Annotated in this window: 11 protein-coding genes; 9 read left to right on the top strand and 2 right to left on the bottom strand. The window is 41.8% G+C overall.

The genetic code is table 11. The features are described 5' to 3' along the window. Positions 1–155 precede the first annotated feature (155 nt). From IC229_RS14600 to IC229_RS14580, 5 genes are all read left to right on the top strand, one after another. Positions 156–953, top strand: a complete 798-nt coding sequence (locus tag IC229_RS14600) for a site-specific integrase (RefSeq protein ID WP_190887731.1) — start codon at positions 156–158, stop codon at positions 951–953. Positions 954–958: 5 nt separating this feature from the next. Then, positions 959–1858, top strand: coding sequence for a hypothetical protein (locus IC229_RS14595; RefSeq protein ID WP_190887730.1), 900 nt, complete (start codon positions 959–961; stop codon positions 1856–1858). Between the two features lie 30 nt (positions 1859–1888). Then, on the top strand, positions 1889–2338 hold the full coding sequence (locus tag IC229_RS36115) for a helix-turn-helix domain-containing protein (protein WP_394355948.1): 450 nt from the start codon (positions 1889–1891) through the stop codon (positions 2336–2338). 320 nt (positions 2339–2658) lie between these two features. After that, positions 2659–3609: a VapE domain-containing protein gene (locus IC229_RS14585; RefSeq protein WP_190887728.1), complete on the top strand. Its 951-nt coding sequence runs from the start codon at positions 2659–2661 to the stop codon at positions 3607–3609. A gap of 1332 nt (positions 3610–4941) precedes the next feature. Then, positions 4942–6120, top strand: coding sequence for a TlpA disulfide reductase family protein (locus IC229_RS14580; RefSeq protein ID WP_190887727.1), 1179 nt, complete (start codon positions 4942–4944; stop codon positions 6118–6120). 350 nt (positions 6121–6470) lie between these two features. On the opposite strand, the gene IC229_RS14575 is transcribed toward IC229_RS14580, so the two are convergent. Next, the gene (locus IC229_RS14575) at positions 6471–7103 is read right to left on the bottom strand and encodes a response regulator (protein WP_190887726.1); all 633 of its coding nucleotides are present in this window, start codon (positions 7101–7103) and stop codon (positions 6471–6473) included. Beyond that, positions 7075–9225, bottom strand: coding sequence for a tetratricopeptide repeat-containing sensor histidine kinase (locus tag IC229_RS14570; protein WP_190887725.1), 2151 nt, complete (start codon positions 9223–9225; stop codon positions 7075–7077). Before IC229_RS14570 ends, IC229_RS14575 begins: the two co-directional genes overlap by 29 nt. A 725-nt stretch (positions 9226–9950) precedes the next feature. Between IC229_RS14570 and IC229_RS14565 the strand changes: the two genes are divergently transcribed. From IC229_RS14565 to IC229_RS14550, 4 genes are all read left to right on the top strand, one after another. Then, a complete protein-coding gene (locus IC229_RS14565) occupies positions 9951–11612 on the top strand; it encodes a hypothetical protein (protein ID WP_190887724.1) in 1662 nt (553 codons plus the stop codon). Positions 11613–11790: 178 nt separating this feature from the next. Beyond that, entirely contained in the window at positions 11791–13236 is a 1446-nt protein-coding gene (locus IC229_RS14560; protein ID WP_190887723.1) for a hypothetical protein, read from the top strand. A 254-nt stretch (positions 13237–13490) separates the two neighbouring features. After that, entirely contained in the window at positions 13491–15083 is a 1593-nt protein-coding gene (locus tag IC229_RS14555; protein ID WP_190887722.1) for a M12 family metallo-peptidase, read from the top strand. A 2-nt stretch (positions 15084–15085) separates the two neighbouring features. Beyond that, complete coding sequence (locus IC229_RS14550) at positions 15086–16615, top strand: autotransporter outer membrane beta-barrel domain-containing protein (protein ID WP_223833999.1); 1530 nt, start codon at positions 15086–15088, stop codon at positions 16613–16615. Positions 16616–16805 lie beyond the last annotated feature (190 nt).

Below are 16805 nucleotides of genomic sequence, written 5' to 3'. Positions count from 1 at the left end.
AGTTTTTTCGTTACTTTGTATCAACGAGTTAGCTGTACTGTAATGAATATTTTGGCGACAAGAACAGCTGGTCCTAAGACAATAGCCAATACCTAAGCGACAGATAAAGCACTTCGATAAAGTATACAACAAGCTAACTTCAAACCTAAAGAAGAATGATGCAAATTATTGATAACCGCGCAGGGGGAGAGGCATTAGGTAATGCAACCTCTACGCGTTCAGTACAGGCTGATCAGACTATTAAAAGGAGGCAAGTGACAGTCAAAACTGATCATAAACCGGAGCAGCCTGCTCCGGCAGAAGTACATGCTTTAATAGCACAGGGCTCAAAGGTGAGCATATTGAAGGTGCGTACGGCCAACCAGTGGATGAGGGAGGCTAGTAAGCAGCATGTTCCTCAAAGGCTATTCGATAGTTTCTGGCACCAGGGAGAGCTACGTCATGAATCATCGCTGGATGTATTTGTTCGCCTATTATGCGGGTGGTTACGCACATCAGATCTTCTTCAACTGCGATGGAAAAACTTTACCAGCACTCACATTGTCATCACAATTTATAAAACTAGGGATCAGCTCTCTATTAATTTGCCTAAACGTGCATTAGAAATTCTGGACTTCTACAAGCCAATAACAGGCCCAGACCCCGATGCTTTTATCTTTCCATTCCTCGACAGATCAGTAGATTATACCGATAAACGTATTTTATTTAATGCCATATCTTCTAACACAGCTTATGCTAATAAGAACCTGAAGAAGTTAGCAACAATTGCTGAAATTAACAAAGAGATTAGCTTTCATACATCCCGTCATACCTTTGCTACCCGTGCGCTTCGTAAAGGAATACCGATGGAATATGTATCCAAATTAATGGGCCATGCCTCGTTGAAAACAACCCAGATTTATGCGAAAGTTGTTAATGAAGAACTAGATAAAGCTATGAAGGTCTTTAATTAAAAGCAATGATTGAACACTATCCATTTCACGAGCTAGACTTTCTTACGAATGAGGAGGGTATAAAATATATTCTCGATTATTTCGAGCAGCCTTCTAAAGAAAGTGTTGAATATATACGATCTAAGGTTAGCCCGCTTGTATTACCTCATTTCAACTCTGTTTTTTGGCTTAGGCTAGAAAGAATTAATTTCTCTAATGGAAATAAAATTGAATGGATAGGCAGAATTCTGGACGAGTGTTTTATGCTGGCCATGTGGGATATAAAATATTTTATTTATAATAAAGATGGAAGCTCTGTACTCGAAGCAAGAGTAAGGCAATTTAATAATCAGCAAAAAATAATCATTGAATCAGTAAATAAAAGTAATTATTGGAGAGAATTTATTCATGTCTTTTACAATCGTTATGACTCGTTTATGAATGATCTAATGGTTAATTTAAATGGTTATAGTGAAATGCTTGATATTATTGATAAAAAAGATTCTAAAAGAACCAAAAAGGAAGTTGAATCTGTAAATGGATTTACATTAAACTGGAGTAAAACCGCACAGACTATTAGGCTATATGATTATCTCTTGGAGGAAAAGCTAATAGATGACAGAACCAGTAAGAAACAAATTATTGATGCATTTTCTGGTAAAGAAATGAAAGGTCAAATAATCTGGACGGGTGATTTAGCCCAACTAAAGTTCTTTATTCATAAATTATTTAAGCGTGATATGCTTGTAGAAAAGAAGACGGATCTCCAGAAGGCAAATCGGTTGTTCAATATCAAGGGTGAACCGCTTAAGAATAAAGAACTCAATAACGCCCACCCACCAGCTGACGCCAATAAGGAGCCAATAAACAATGTAGTTCAACGACTAAAGACTATCGGAGTAAATATGAATGACAAAGAGTTTTAGATTATAGTGTTAGATTGTGATTTAGGAAATATGTTATTCAGGGCCAATAAGGCCCTTTTTTTGTGCTTTTCTTCTCAGTATCTGCACAGTATACCGTACGGTACAGCGCATAGAACGGCTATTCGAGGTCGTAGCTTTGTACCAAGTCAAAGCGAACTAAACACCACAAACAATACCCCGTTTCGGCTTATAACAATGAAGGTAGAAGTTTTCACTCAGGACGATTACAAGGTATTGGTTGATCGTCTTGACCGCTTGGAACGGCGGATCAATGAGGCCAAAGAGACAAGTAAGCCAATAGAGCTATACACAAATTCTGATTTAGTGAAACTCTTGAAAGTATCGAGTCGATGTTTGCAGAACTGGCGAGATCAGGGTCTGATTGATTTCTGCCAGATACGCTCCAAGATTTATTATCCCGGAGATGATGTGCGACGCTTTATTGCTAATAATAAATTTAAACACTTTAATATTATATGAGTAGTCAATTAATCCCTACAGTCGAAGTAAGACCTTCGGCTGTAGAAAATGAAGCATATGTTGCTGAGACGGCATCTACTGCTGAATTAGAGGCACATTATCATCGCTATAATAGTAGTATAGAAAGGCAAAATCTAGTGGAACTATTTCTTAGCCGATACTATCAACTGCGATACAATGTTGTTAAAGGTTTGGTAGAATGGAAGAACCCACGTACGAATCGCTTTGAGCCACTTACGGATCGTATCGAAAATTCCATCTTACGTCAAATTCGGAACGTTGGTAGACTGAAATGTGATCAGACGCTTTTGCGATCAATTTTGAATTCTGATTTCTGCCCTGAGTTTCATCCGTTTGTGGCGTATTTTAATGGTTTAGCCAAATGGGATGGAGAAACGGATTATATCGGAGCACTAGCGGCTACTGTAACCACTACAGAACAAGCACTATGGTGGACCTCTCTACGTAAATGGTTGGTGGCCCTTGTCGCCTGCGCGGTTCAGGATGGTGTAGTTAACCAGACAGTAATTGTCTTATCTGGTCAACAGGGAATTGGGAAAACTACCTGGATTGAAAACCTGGTGCCTGCTGATTTAAAACCTTATCTTTATTCGGGTACGGTTAACCCGGACAACAAAGATACGCTGATTCAATTAGCCGAATGTTTATTGATCAATCTGGACGAGTTGGAGAATCTCAACAAATCGGAGATTGGTGCGCTGAAAGAGCTAATTACGAAAACGCAGATCAACGTCCGCAGACCTTACGGGCATAATACCGAAGTGTTGCCACGACGAGCTTCCTTTATTGGATCGGTAAACAGCGCTCAGTTCTTGAATGATACGACTGGTTCACGCCGATTTCTGTGCTTCGAAGCGCTGAATATCATGACAAACAGTCACGTATTAGTTGAAAAGGCATTAGCTCAGGCTTTTCACCTGTTCAATAACGGCTTTCGGTACTGGTTCGATCAGGATGAAATCGCAGAGATCAATGCCAATAACGAACAGTATCAATTAGCTAGTGTGGAGGAAGAAATTATCTTGACACACTTTGAAAAGGGTGATGCCCAACACGCGCAGTTGTACTTTAATGCGACGCAGGTCATTCATCATCTAAACGAAAAAGGCGTTCGATTACCAATGCGTCAGGTTACGATGGGGAAGGCATTGAAGAAGTTGGGTTATGATCGAATAAAAAAGGGCGATATGTATGTATACGCGCTGAACGAACGGCCTAAAGTTGGAACACAACTCACGCTGGGAATGTAATAGGCATCGAAGGCAACCTGTAACAGGTAGGTTGGGTAAGTAAAAACGAGCAAAACCCCGTCAGGAATATCACACTGGCGGGGTTTTCTATGTGCTAAAAGCCACCCAAGCCAAGCTGATTTATCCCAACATTTTGAGAAGGCTTTTAAATAGCCCTAACTATTCAAACCCGCTTCTCGCTACGAGTGGGTAGGTTGGGTAGGTAAAAACAGGCAAAACTCTGTCGGTGGAAATAGCTCCAGCAAAGCATTGTACCAAATGGAGGTACATTAACTAACTACAGTCATTGACTATTACCGCCGTATCGAGTTGATGCCACCAGCTTGACGGCAGTGACCTTGAACGAGTGAGGAGCCCCCGCAGACAGCTCAGCTCATCGTATATGGAATCAAGCTGGGCGAACGAAGTGGCATTAGTACTATTATTTAATAAGATCTTCTCATATATACTTACCCTACCTACCCTAAAGGAAGCTAATTCATAATACGGTAGTATAAGTAGTAGCCAATGAAGCCACAAATATTCCGTTAGAGATGACTTACAGCCTTATAACACTGGTGAGCGCTTGATTTGTCGGGGCAACTTAAGCACCACTAGCTACTTTCCGTGAGGCGGAGAAAACATAATGCCAGATTGGTTCAGCTATGTCTGAAATGAGCAAGAATGAGCTATGTTGGCGTGTATGTGCCCAGCTAATACCACTCCTAACGGACCACCTCAAACCACCTCCCTATTTCTCACCACATAACAATCCATAGCATACTCAAACAAGCTAAAGCTCATATTATCCATCCTGATCATTAAGCAGCTGAAAAAGTGTTTTCCTATACGAAGTGATACCACATTGTGCTGTCCGTCCGTCCACACACCTTAGGAAATTCAGTGGACGGACAGTTAGTATAAGGGGTAGGGAGGTAGTTTGTAGCTTGATCCCAATCGTGGAATAAGCCAAGTTACACTCATACTCCACAGAAATGGCTTTTCTCCGCCACAGCTTAAACTAGCTCTGTTTAATCACCTTTAAACTGCATGGGTTCCTGCTGTTACGGAGAAAGACCGATAATGTATGGATCTGTATTTATTCCTGATGGGTATTCATCTGGTGGCGGAGGGGATCCATTACCAATAACTCCTCATACTTATTGGTAGCTGCTGTTGATTTTACTTTCAGAACAGGCATTGAATACTGTCCGCCCGTCCACATACACTAAGGAGTGGTGGACAGCGGACACCTCATCAAAAGCGTTTGAGCTGACAGCTTAGACTAGGAAAATGGTATATCACACGAGTTTGTGGCTTATTGACGTAGGTCAGTTTAGCAGCCAGTGAACCATGAAATACTCCTTGATTCTCAGCTACGTTACACGAACGATGCTTTCGACTATAGTAAAAAGAGTAAAAAACGACTGGGCTTTAGCATTCCAGCTAGCTGCATTACTCTGTATAAGCTATTCGCTTGCAGGTGCCCAGGTAAAACCTAAGGAATCCTATACCCTGAATGGCCAGTGGGATGAGCCCCAACGAAGAAAAGTGCACTTACTTAACCTCAACAATGAAGTGGTAGATTCGGCTCAGGTAGTCGGAACGCAGTTTGTATTCAAAGGGAAGCTAGCTGAACCGAATCTGTACTTTATTCGAGTAGATGCGGCTGCCAGACGATATCCGGTATTCTTGGAACATTCAGCGATGCGTGTTCGCTTCTCCAAAGATGGTACTTACCAACTGACTGGATCAAAACTGCATCAGCAATGGCAGGCCTATAACTCGATGTTTGTCGATCCGATCCGAGAGCAATTAATTCGTTTATACACTCAGCGAAGCGATGCACTAAAGCAAGGGGACTCCCTACGGTTTAATCAGTTGATGAAGCAGAATGATTCCCTAAGTATTTATTTTGGCACTCATCAAAAGGACTATATCGCCCAAAAGCCTTATACGCTGTTTAACCTGTTCCTGCTTACAGAGTCGGGGATGAGTGATGACTATATCGCTAATATGCTTACCGAATTCAAGAGCGAGTTGGGCAATACACCGACTTTCAAGCGACTTGAGGAAGCCTTACAGAAAAAGACCCAACAACGCGCCAAAATAGTTACTGGCACCCAGGCTTACGCATTTAGCCTACCTGATAGTACAGGAAAACTACACCGCTTAGCTACTGTCGGTAAGAAGGTTACGTTGCTGAATTTCTGGGCTAGCTGGTGTGGCCCCTGTATCGCTCAGTTTCCAGTCTTGAAGGAATTAGAAGCTAAATACAGCCGTCAAAGATTAGCTGTTATCGGCATCTCTATTGATGATGACCGCCAGCGCTGGTTACAAGCACTTAGAAAATTAAACCCACCAGGACTTCAGCTATCAGCACGAAAAGATCAAGTGTTGAAGGATAATTATGCGATATACAGCATCCCTCAGGTTTACTTACTAGATGAAGCCGGGAAAATAATCGGTATCAATTTAGAAGCGGATGCCTTGAACAAAAAGCTGGCTGAATTGCTAAGCACAAAACCTTAGCAGTAGTATCCTTAAAGTTCGAAACTGTCCGTCCACGTGATTTACTAGAGAGATGGACAGACGGACACTCAGCAGTACAGTATCTCTGATGGTTCTAGAATACCTGTAATTCCGCTTACGCCAATCAAACGTAGCGAATAACACGACACATACCCAGTAAATTGGCTATGTGTGCGTGACGGATGGAACCCTGTCAAAACAACCCCTTCCCTTCGTAGATCCAGTGACGTACCCCGCCCCTGAGATGAGAGTAAAGATTTCAATGTATTGAAAGTGTGAGTCTGTAAGCAAGATCAAGACCAGGAAGTCTCCTAGATTCAAAAATTACAGTACCTATGCAATTACAGCTACTAAATACCGTTTTGAACCGCAAACCGGACTAAATCAGTTGCTTTGGTGATGCCGAGTTTAATATGAATATTCTTACGATGCGTCTTTACCGTTTGGATACTTAAATGTATTCGCGTAGCTATCTCTTCATTATTAAGCCCTTCACGAATCAAAGAAATGACTTCTATTTCCCTAAAAGTTAGATTCAGCCGACGCGCAAAGTCATCTTCAAATGTCTCAGCTGAATCCACGGTTTTACTATTACTTACTTCAAAATAGGTATGCCCCGATAATACCATACGGATAACTTTCAGCAGTTCGAAGGTAGTAGCGTCTTTTAACAGATATCCATGAAGACCAGCTCGCCGCACTTCATCCACAAGCTTTGGCTGATTATACATAGTCAGCATCAACACTCGAGTGCCAGGAAAGTTAGTCAAGATGATTTTACCTAATTCGATTCCGTTGGTACCTTGCAAGTTAATGTCTAACAGTACTAATTGAGGACTTGTACTCTGAATGGTTGGCAAAGCATCGCTGGCTTGGAACACTTGCCCGCAAACAGATAAATCTGTTTGTTCGTTAAGTAAACTTTTCAGTCCATCATTGAAAAGTCGATGGTCATCAATCAAAAGAATTCGATTGTCCTGCATATACTGACTTCGGATAGGGAATATCTAAGAAAGCAAAAGTGCCAGCTTCACTGATATCCCGCCATAAGGTTGCTCCAATATATTCAGCTCGTAAATTACTAGTTTTTAACCCAATCCCTATAGATTTATTATCAAGAGCACGATTTCCTATACCATCGTCTTCAGTAGTTATTGTCAGCCTGTCATCCTGATAAATTAATTGAATAGAAGCCCGCTTGGCTTGTGAATGTTTATTAATATTCTGAATAAATTCTGATATAATTCGATAAGCGTTAAGCTCGATATCTAATGGTAATTTACGTTCACGACCTGAGATAAAGAAACTAAAACGAATGGGTTGAAGTGGCTGACTATTGACAAGTTGTTCAAGTGCGTAGTGTAGGCCAATTCGTTCAAATTCAGGGGGCATCAAATTATGAGCAATTCGTCGGAGATCGGCACTGCTTTTATGAAGAAGCGGTTGAAGATTATCGAATTCATGAATACTATGAGGATCACGAAAGTACTGACGGAGATCAGTTAATCGACGCCGAAGCGTGGCCAATGTACCACCGAGGTCATCGTGAAGATCGGCAGCAATACGTTGACGTTCCTCTTCCTGAGCTCTAATGATTTTAGCATTAGTCTCTCGTTGTTCATTTACAAATCGCAAGTCTATTTTAGTTTTTTGCTTCCTTAGACTTGCCGAATAGAGTAGTAGCAGAACAACACCAAATAATAGCACAGACGAAATGGTACTGAATAATATCCAGTTTCGCTGAGCACGATTTTCCTCTAGTAAGACTCGATTATCAAATTCTTGCTGTAATTTTTGTTGTGCTATTTTTTGGATAATTAGAGCCTTTTTTGACCGTTCACTTTCAAACTGCCGACGCTGTTCGCTAAACCGAGCTTTGCGAGTTAATTGATCTGCATTGATATTGGCTCTTAAGCGATCTAACTCGGCCTGTTTTTGAATTGTTAGAATTCGTTGAGCTTGTAATTGTTGGGTCTGTGTATTCTGTAAGTTAATACGGTCAAATTCTGCTTGTTTCTGAATAGCAATCAGCTCATTGATGCGTTGTTCACGTATGATTGAGTCTCGTGTAGCAATGTATTTTTTAAAGTAAATTGTTGAGCTCTTCCAGTCGTTTCGACGTTCATATATTCTGTGGAGAGCGAAATAGGCTTGCTCCCGAATAGAGTTGATCGCCCTGGGCAATTGTAACACTTTTTGGGCATACTCAAGAGCCAGCTCATCCTTCCCAACTTCCGCATAGGCTTTTGCCAGAATTCCCCAACTCCGCGAGCCATTCTTAGGCCTTATCTTACTCCAAATCAAATCTGCTTTAATTGAATAGATAATAGCTTGCTCGTAACGATTAAATTTTAGATAAAGCTCTCCTAAATCATCATAAACATAGGCATGTTCGGCTTGGGATGGACTTTGGACTAATAATAATTCGGCTTGCTTATAATGTTCTTCACTATCTTTAAAATTATCTTGTTGTTGGTATAATGCACCTAAATGCTGCTCCACATCAATTAGAAAGCTGTTTCTGTTAGGTGTAAGACCTTGTTTTAGTAGAGTTCGTATGGAATTAAAGTAGTGAAGCGCATTTTGATAATCTCTGGAAGTAGTATATAGATCGCCTAAATTTGAATAAACAGTATAGCGAATACTATTATATCGTTGATTCCCATCTTGACTAGCTTTATTTAGTGCATCCAAGATTTCGAGGTTTGCACGAAGAGCTTCTGGAGTCTGCCTTTCCAAGACAGTCTTGTTATATTCTAGAACCAACAATCTGCCCATCAATTCGTATAATACATTATTACTTAGGTGCGCTTTTTGAATAAGCTGATTGGTAAAATATAACGTACTATCTAATCGATTCCCCCATCGTCGATAATGCATACCTAAATAATTTAAAGTTGCAAGACGAAGCGTGTCATTTCTCAGAGTTTGTGGCAGTTTTATCAAGAATTGATATCGTTGCTTTACGATTCTTGCTATACTATCCATGTACTCGTTGTCTGTTCGACGGTCTGAAGAGAGGACAGGCAATGAGCTTATTTGTGCTTCTACAGGAAACGCATATCCAATTAGTATGAGCAACAAGAAAAAAAGGAAAAATCTCATGACTGACGTGGCTACAAGATTTGTAAAGTGAAAATTCTTTATTGTTCCACTTTACCAACCTTTATAAGATAAAAGATATTTAGTAAAGCCCTTCTGTATTGTTACGTCGAAATATCTACCTTCTGTTTAGAAAGGATTGTACGTAGGTTTAACTAAGGATATTAGGTTTGAATAGTAATGTCATTTAGCCAGCTAGAACTTAAATCCCAGGTAACGGACGTAGATTAATCGCTCAGAATAAAATAGTCGAAACTTAAGTGTAATTTAAACCTATATCCCTGTAGCCAGACGGCTTTCCTGGCCACATATACGGTCTTTACAGTTGAAACATAGCCATATTATTTGCAAAAAAAGCAAGCTTCTAATCGTAAGAAAATACCGCTTTCGCGGTATGGTGTACGGGAAACAAGCCAGATACCTTTGTCAGGTTATTGATCCAATTAGATCTAGCTACTTAATGACAATGGCATCTATCCACTCCATTTCTATTCGACTTCTGGTCATTTCTTTAGTATTCGTACTAAGTTTCTGTATAAAGTCGAGAAGCGATCCAAGTCCCAATCCTCCACAGCAACCAGTCCTCATAAGCCCTTCTGATGCAAGGAGCGTAGGAGCCGCCCTGATTATGCCTACAGGCACGGAAACCAAAATAGGTACTTCAGTTGCATTGACTAGTTGTACTTAAGTTATTAACCAGGTTTAACCATGATAGCATGACAAATTCTATGAAAAAGCTCTATTTATTATTACTTAGCTGCTTGTCATTTACTACTTCAGATGCACAAATTTCTTTAATTAAAGCTTTTTCCACTTCCACTACACAAGCGGGGCCGTTTGAATCAATAAATAATATCGTTTTATTTAATGTAAATGGGGCACTTTGGCGCAGTGATGGTACTAACCAAGGTACCTTTCAACTGGTTGCAAGTGTAAAACTGGATGACTACAGCCTCAGAAGATGTAATATTGGGAATGTGGTCTTTTTCTGGGCTAATTCTCTAACTGAATTGTGGAAAACGGATGGTACTATTGCGGGTACTGTATTGGTAAAGGCATTTCCGCAAGGCCGTTTTTATGACTCCATGGTTAACCTGAATGGCCTTCTACTTTTTAGTTATTATACTTCTGCTACAGGTGCAGAAATCTGGCGTAGCGATGGTACAGAGGCAGGAACGACGATGGTAACGGAGTTAGGACCTGGTGTGAGTGATGGCATAACTGGATATACATATTCGCAACCAACGGTTTTAGACGGTTACTTTTATTTTTCTGGCCCGCCTGTTCCCACGGATCCAGGCTTTGGTAATCGAACAACACTATACCGCACGGATGGAACAGCATCAGGTACATCAAGAGTAGCCAATAGCGGTTATATAATTAAACCAGGGTATGTTTGGAACGGGCGATTAATCTATACTGCCTCATACCCTTATACGGACACTTTTCCTGCTTGTGGGCAACCAACTACCCCCATTACTATCTACGTAACTGTATTAATGGTTGTTGAAAATGGCGTGGCCAGCGTTTTAAAGTATGGGGCTAGTGTCAATCATTGTGGAAAGCTCTACCCAGGCGGAGGGACATTTGCAAACACGTTTAAGTACGTCAAGTCGACTAATTATCTGTATTTCAGAGCACAGCCAGAAAATAGCCCAAACTTTAATCTTTGGCGAACAGACGGTACTACTGCCGGAACTATTCCATTGACCGACTTTGCGAGTGGAAATAATGAAGGTCCTCCATTTTACGAATTTGAAGTTCATACCGTTCCTGACTTTGGTTTTACAAACACCGCTTACTTTCCAATTCATACGACTCAAACTGGAACTGAGCTATGGCGTAGCGACGGAACTTCAACTGGAACCTATTTACTTAAGGATATTAATCCAGGGCCTACCGGGTCAGGAAAGAGCGATTATAAAACTGGACCTGCTGATTTTAAAACAGTAAACGGAATAACCTATTTCTTTGCTAAGGATGATAGTCACGGTGTTGAACTTTGGAAAACCGATGGTAGTACCAGTGGTACCCAATTAGTTCAGGATTTAAACCCAGGAACAGCCAGCCAACCAAATTCGGGTACCCCTTTCGATAATTATAACGGTATTACCGTCGGAAACACGTACTACTTCTACGGAGATAATGGCAGTCAAAAAGGCCTTTTTGCGGTTTTGCCACCGGATATGTATTCTATTAAAGCTGGAAACTGGAATGATCCAACCGTGTGGTCTGGCAATCGATTGCCATTAGGTACAGATAAAATCACCTTAAATCACGTGGTAACGTTGCCCAGTGGCTATACCGGTCAAGCACTTCGACTAATTTATAGTCCTTCCGGTCAACTTATCGTGAATTCTTCTGGAAAAATACAGTTGGGAATAAACTAAAATATATAGCTCTTAAAGGTTGAGTTTGATAATTCTCCCTTTTAGGATTTTGTGACCCCCTGCTCCAAAAGGAGAACATTAATTAGAGAATTCAGATAAGCCGTTATCTTAAATCTTTCCACTCTCTGCTGACAACCTACCATAGATTTGATAAACAGAACCTTAACTTCATAATTCTATGCGAACATATTTCCTGCTTTTTCTATTAATCAGTGGCCCACTAATGGCTCAGAATAATTACGTAGCCCAAACAGCTAATTCACCCACCCCCAGTAACAACAACACGCTGGTAGGCCCTGGTACAGGCAATACGACCATGACGGGTGAGCGTAATACGTACTTCGGGGTTTCTGCTGGCTTTTTGAATGCATCCGGATACGACAACACTTTCTTAGGGTCATTTGCGGGTTATTCTAATAACCAAGGATTTCAGAATACGTTCGTAGGCCCTGGCTCGGGATATAACAATACGTCTGGGCAAAACAATGTTTTTATGGGTTTTTATTCTGGCCTTAGTAGTACGACAGCAAGTAACGGTACCTTTATTGGGGCAGAAGCAGGTTATTCAAATACAACAGGATCTAATAATACTTTTCTTGGTAACAGAGCTGGTTTTAAAAACTCGACTGGCACTGACAATTGCTTCATTGGTAATAATAGTGGAGCTTCCACGTTTGATAGCAGAAGTTCTTACAATGTTGTAATAGGTAGCGGGGCTGGTTCTTATTTAAATGCAGCAGGTTCTAATGTCTTGATTGGCTACAACTCAGGTCGTTTAACTGATGTTGGGGGGAGTAATACATTTGTTGGTACTGGTACTGGCAGTGGAAATGTCTTTGGCGGAAACAATACATATATAGGTGCTGGGGCAGGGGCAACCAGTTATAGTGCAAGTGATATAGTTTGCGTTGGCTCACGAGCAGGTTTTGCTAATTTCGGCAGTAAAAATGTATTTATTGGCACCAAAGCGGGGGAAAATAACACTGGTGGCACTAACAACATTATGCTTGGCTACAATACTCAACCAGTTAGTGGTACGCTTCAAAACGCTATTGCTATCGGTACCAATGCCACAGTTGCCTTAAGCAATGCTATCATCTTAGGAGATCCGACCAATACCAGCATCGCCGTGGGTATCGGCACCGATTCACCGCAATTCCCCTTGGACGTTCGTGGTATTATTCGCCTACGTAACTCGGGCACTATTAAATTCACGCATCTGATCAACTCCAACCTCCAGAATGGCTTTACCGACCAATTCTTGACCGTCAACGAGAACGGAGAAACCGTACTAGCTAGGCATCGACTACGTATTGATAACGTGAATCAATGGAGTGATAAGGTATTTGAGCCAGCGTACTCACTACGTCCATTAGCTTCTGTGGCCTCGTTTATTCGGGAACACGGCCACTTACCGGGGGTTCCTTCGGCTGAGCAGGTAGTAAAGGAAGGTGTTGATCCGGCCCAAATGGATGCCAAGCTATTGGAGAAGATTGAGGAACTCACGCTATATAGCATCCAGCTTGAGAAGGATAATCGGGAGCAAAAAGTAATCAATCAACGACAACAGAACCGGCTCGATCAGTTAGAGCAACTTGTCAAACAACTTCTGGGGAAGAAATAACCAGCAGTATCTAATCTCCTCAGCAACCAGCCCTTATAAGCCCTTCTGATGCAAAGAGTGCGGGAGCAGCATTGGTTATACCCACAGGTTTGTAAACAAAAAAGGCACTTTACTAATGTAAAGCAATTGTACATAGACTCCTAAAGTAATAGCAGCGATAACCCAAATTCGTCCTATTATCGGAAGTAGGGTGACTTTAAGTCATTTATAAAACGAACCCCACTAAAGTCTTTTCACCAATCCAATATAGCCGTATGAGACTACTATTTATATACCTATTCCTGCTGCCCTCTGTGGGGTGGACGCAAGAAAAGCCTCTTGCCAAAGCCGTTAGCAATGCCAAAGCCTCTGGTAAAGTTGACTCATTTTCAAATCTATTTACAGCAAATGGCTCAACAAAAGCTGTTACTAATGCGCTTGATGCGACTCAATTTATACACCAGCTAACGCTTAATCCTACAGTTCTTGAATCCATCAGCAGTCAGAAACACCAGCTACTAGAAATCTCCTTGCCGACAGCCGAAGGTTCTCTGGAATTAGAATTGGTCCCTGCCACTATTTTCGCCCCCGGCTTCAAGATGGTAACGGCTGTACCTGACCCTAATTTCACCTTAGATATTACCAAGTTTCAATACTATAATGGAATCATAAAAAATAATCCCAATTCCATTGCAATGGTGGGCATTTCAGAGAATTCAATAGTAGGAACAATTTCTGATCAAACAGGTAACAGGGTACTAGCTAAAAGAAATGAAAAATCGGCTACTGAGTATGCTTTCTATAATGAAAATGCTGTAACTACCCAAAAACCAACTTTTGCATGTGGCACGATTAATAGTGGTCCAGCTAGAACTCCTCTTAAAGAGAATCCAACAAAAGATACACTGACTCATACAACTAATTCCACCACCTGTGTAAAGTACGTTGGGGTATACGTAGAGCTTGATTATGCACTCTACCAGCTTTATAGCGGAAATACTAATGAGTTAACAACTAAAACGTTATTTCTCTTTGATCAAGTTATTACCCTTTTCCGGAATGATGGCATCTATGTCCAATTGAGTCAACTATACATTTGGAATTCTCCTGACCCATATTCTGGGGCAACAATTCCATCCAGTACAACAAATACAAGTGAATTACTTGATAAATTCCGGATTCATTGGAATGGGAATAACGACAATTTTCTTGGGCAGGTTGCCTTTGTGCTAACGAGTCGAACATTTAGCGACGCCGGTGGTCGAGCCTACCTAGGAGGACTCACTATCAGACCATATGCCTATGGGATGTGCGCTTATATTTCCCCAAATACTGTTCAACCCTATCCGACCTATACGTATCAAGTCGGTGCACTAACTCATGAACTAGGACATAGTCTTGGTTCCCAACACACACATTGGTGCGGTTGGGAGGTTTCTCCAGGCGTTTTAGGTGCTATTGATAATTGTGCTCCCACTGAAGCCCTTGAGGGGCAAAGTCCTTGTCCACCTGGTCCTCCACCTGTTGGGGGAGGCACTATTATGAGTTATTGTGATATTATACCAGGTAATTCTAAAGATTTTACGAAAGGCTTTGGCCCACTTCCCCGCAATAAAATTCTAAGTGTCATTGCCAGTGCCAACCTACCAACTACCACTTCCGATGGCATTGTGGAGTCAATTGTAACAGGCAATTGGTCTTCAGCCTCAACTTGGGCTTGTGGCTTAACACCAACCGTTATGCGAAATATAACGGTGAGTGGAGGTCACACGGTCGACTTAAATACCAGCGGAGACACCAAAGAAGTAAACATCAATGGTGACCTCAATCTATCTATTTCCAGTTCATCTCTTAACGTTAACAACTAACCATGAGATCATCTCTGCTTATAATAGCTGTCCTATATTCAGTTACCAGTTTGACGCCTATCAGTGGACAAACAATAAGATTCGGCGGTAACCGTATTCTGCACACGTCAAGCAATGCCAGCTTATATATTGGTTTTCAGGCTGGTAATTCCATCGCTAATTCAGGTGTATCTCATAATACGTTCGTGGGATTCAGTGCGGGAGGTTCAAACACTACGGGTGTTTTCAACGCTTTTTTTGGAGCCAATGCTGGCTATCTCAACACGGCCTCCTTCAATACTTTTCTGGGTAGCCTAGCCGGTGAAGGGAACACCTCAGGACCAGACAATGTATATGTTGGTTATCAAGCAGGTTATTATAATAAGACAGGAGGCTATAACGTCTTCTTAGGGAAGACAGCTGGGCTTCAAAACACCGAAGGCTCCAAGAATACCTTTCTAGGGTACCAGGCTGGCTACTCCAATACGACTGCTAGTGCCAACGTTTTCATCGGTTACCAGACAGGTTACAATAACACTAGTGGCATCGGCAACCTATTTATGGGTCAACTCGCTGGCTACAGCAGCAACGGCAGCTACAACCTGTTCATCGGCAACTCATCGGGGCAACAAACAACCTCAGGTGGAGGCAACACCTTCATTGGCAATGGCTCGGGCTATGGCAATACCACCGGCCAGAACAATACCTATATCGGTAATGGGGCTGGCTTCACCGGCAATGGGGCTGGTCAAAGTAACACCTTCATCGGCCAAAATGCGGGGGTATCACCGGGAGCCGTCGTCAATAACTCAACTGCCATTGGAGTGGCGGCTCAGGTTTCAGCCGACAATTCGATTATTCTGGGTGTTCCCAATCCACTTTGGAAAGTAGGTATTGGTAACACAGCTCCCGCCAATAAACTGGAGATTACCCACGGTACGGCTGGTCAGTCGGGTCTACGCTTCACTAACCTGAAGAGCTCGAACACCGCTTCAGCGACGAATCAAACCAAAGTACTGTCGGTCAATGAGAACGGGGATGTTATTCTGGTCAGTACCAATGGTTCAACCCGTGAAGGGGTGAGTGAAACCTTATGGCAGCGGAAAGGCTCGTTTTTGCAAAGTACTCAGAACGATGCGGTTATCATTGGCACCAACGTAGCACGTACTCCAGCGGGTTACAAGCTGTTCGTTGAACAGGGTATCCTGACTGAGAAAGTGAAAGTAGCCGTGAAGAACACCTCGGACTGGAGTGACTACGTATTCAAAGCTGGTTATTCGCTCAAACCGTTGGCTGAGGTCGAGCAATATATCCAGAAGCATGAGCACCTGCCGGGCATACCCTCTGCGAAGGAAGTTGTTGAGAAGGGGGTTGACGTAGCCAGAATGGATGCTAAACTTCTGGAAAAGATTGAAGAACTGACGTTGTATAGCATTCAACTGGAAAAAGAAGTCCAATCCGAAAAAGCGAAGCACCAACAGGAAGTGAAATCATTAAAAGATGAAATGACTGAGCTCAAAGCCTTAATGAAACAGGTTTTGGAGAAGAAATGAGCAACGGCTACTCTTTTTAAAAAGCAAACGGGTTGTGCTCGTCTGCTTTTTTACGAAATGAATCAACTGGCACAGTAAAATTACCCTGCCCTCTCCATCCAACCGGTTGTTTTCTAAAGTCCTACCGGAAACTAAAGTGAATCTAGACAATAGGTTCTATCTACTAGCTTTGATGAAACTAAACTTCTGA

Origin of the sequence: Spirosoma profusum, from assembly GCF_014699005.1 — a bacterium.
GTDB classification, from domain to species: domain Bacteria; phylum Bacteroidota; class Bacteroidia; order Cytophagales; family Spirosomataceae; genus Spirosoma; species Spirosoma profusum.
The sequence above is the reverse complement of the archived record's forward strand: the minus strand, read 5'-3'. Positions and strand labels throughout refer to the sequence as shown.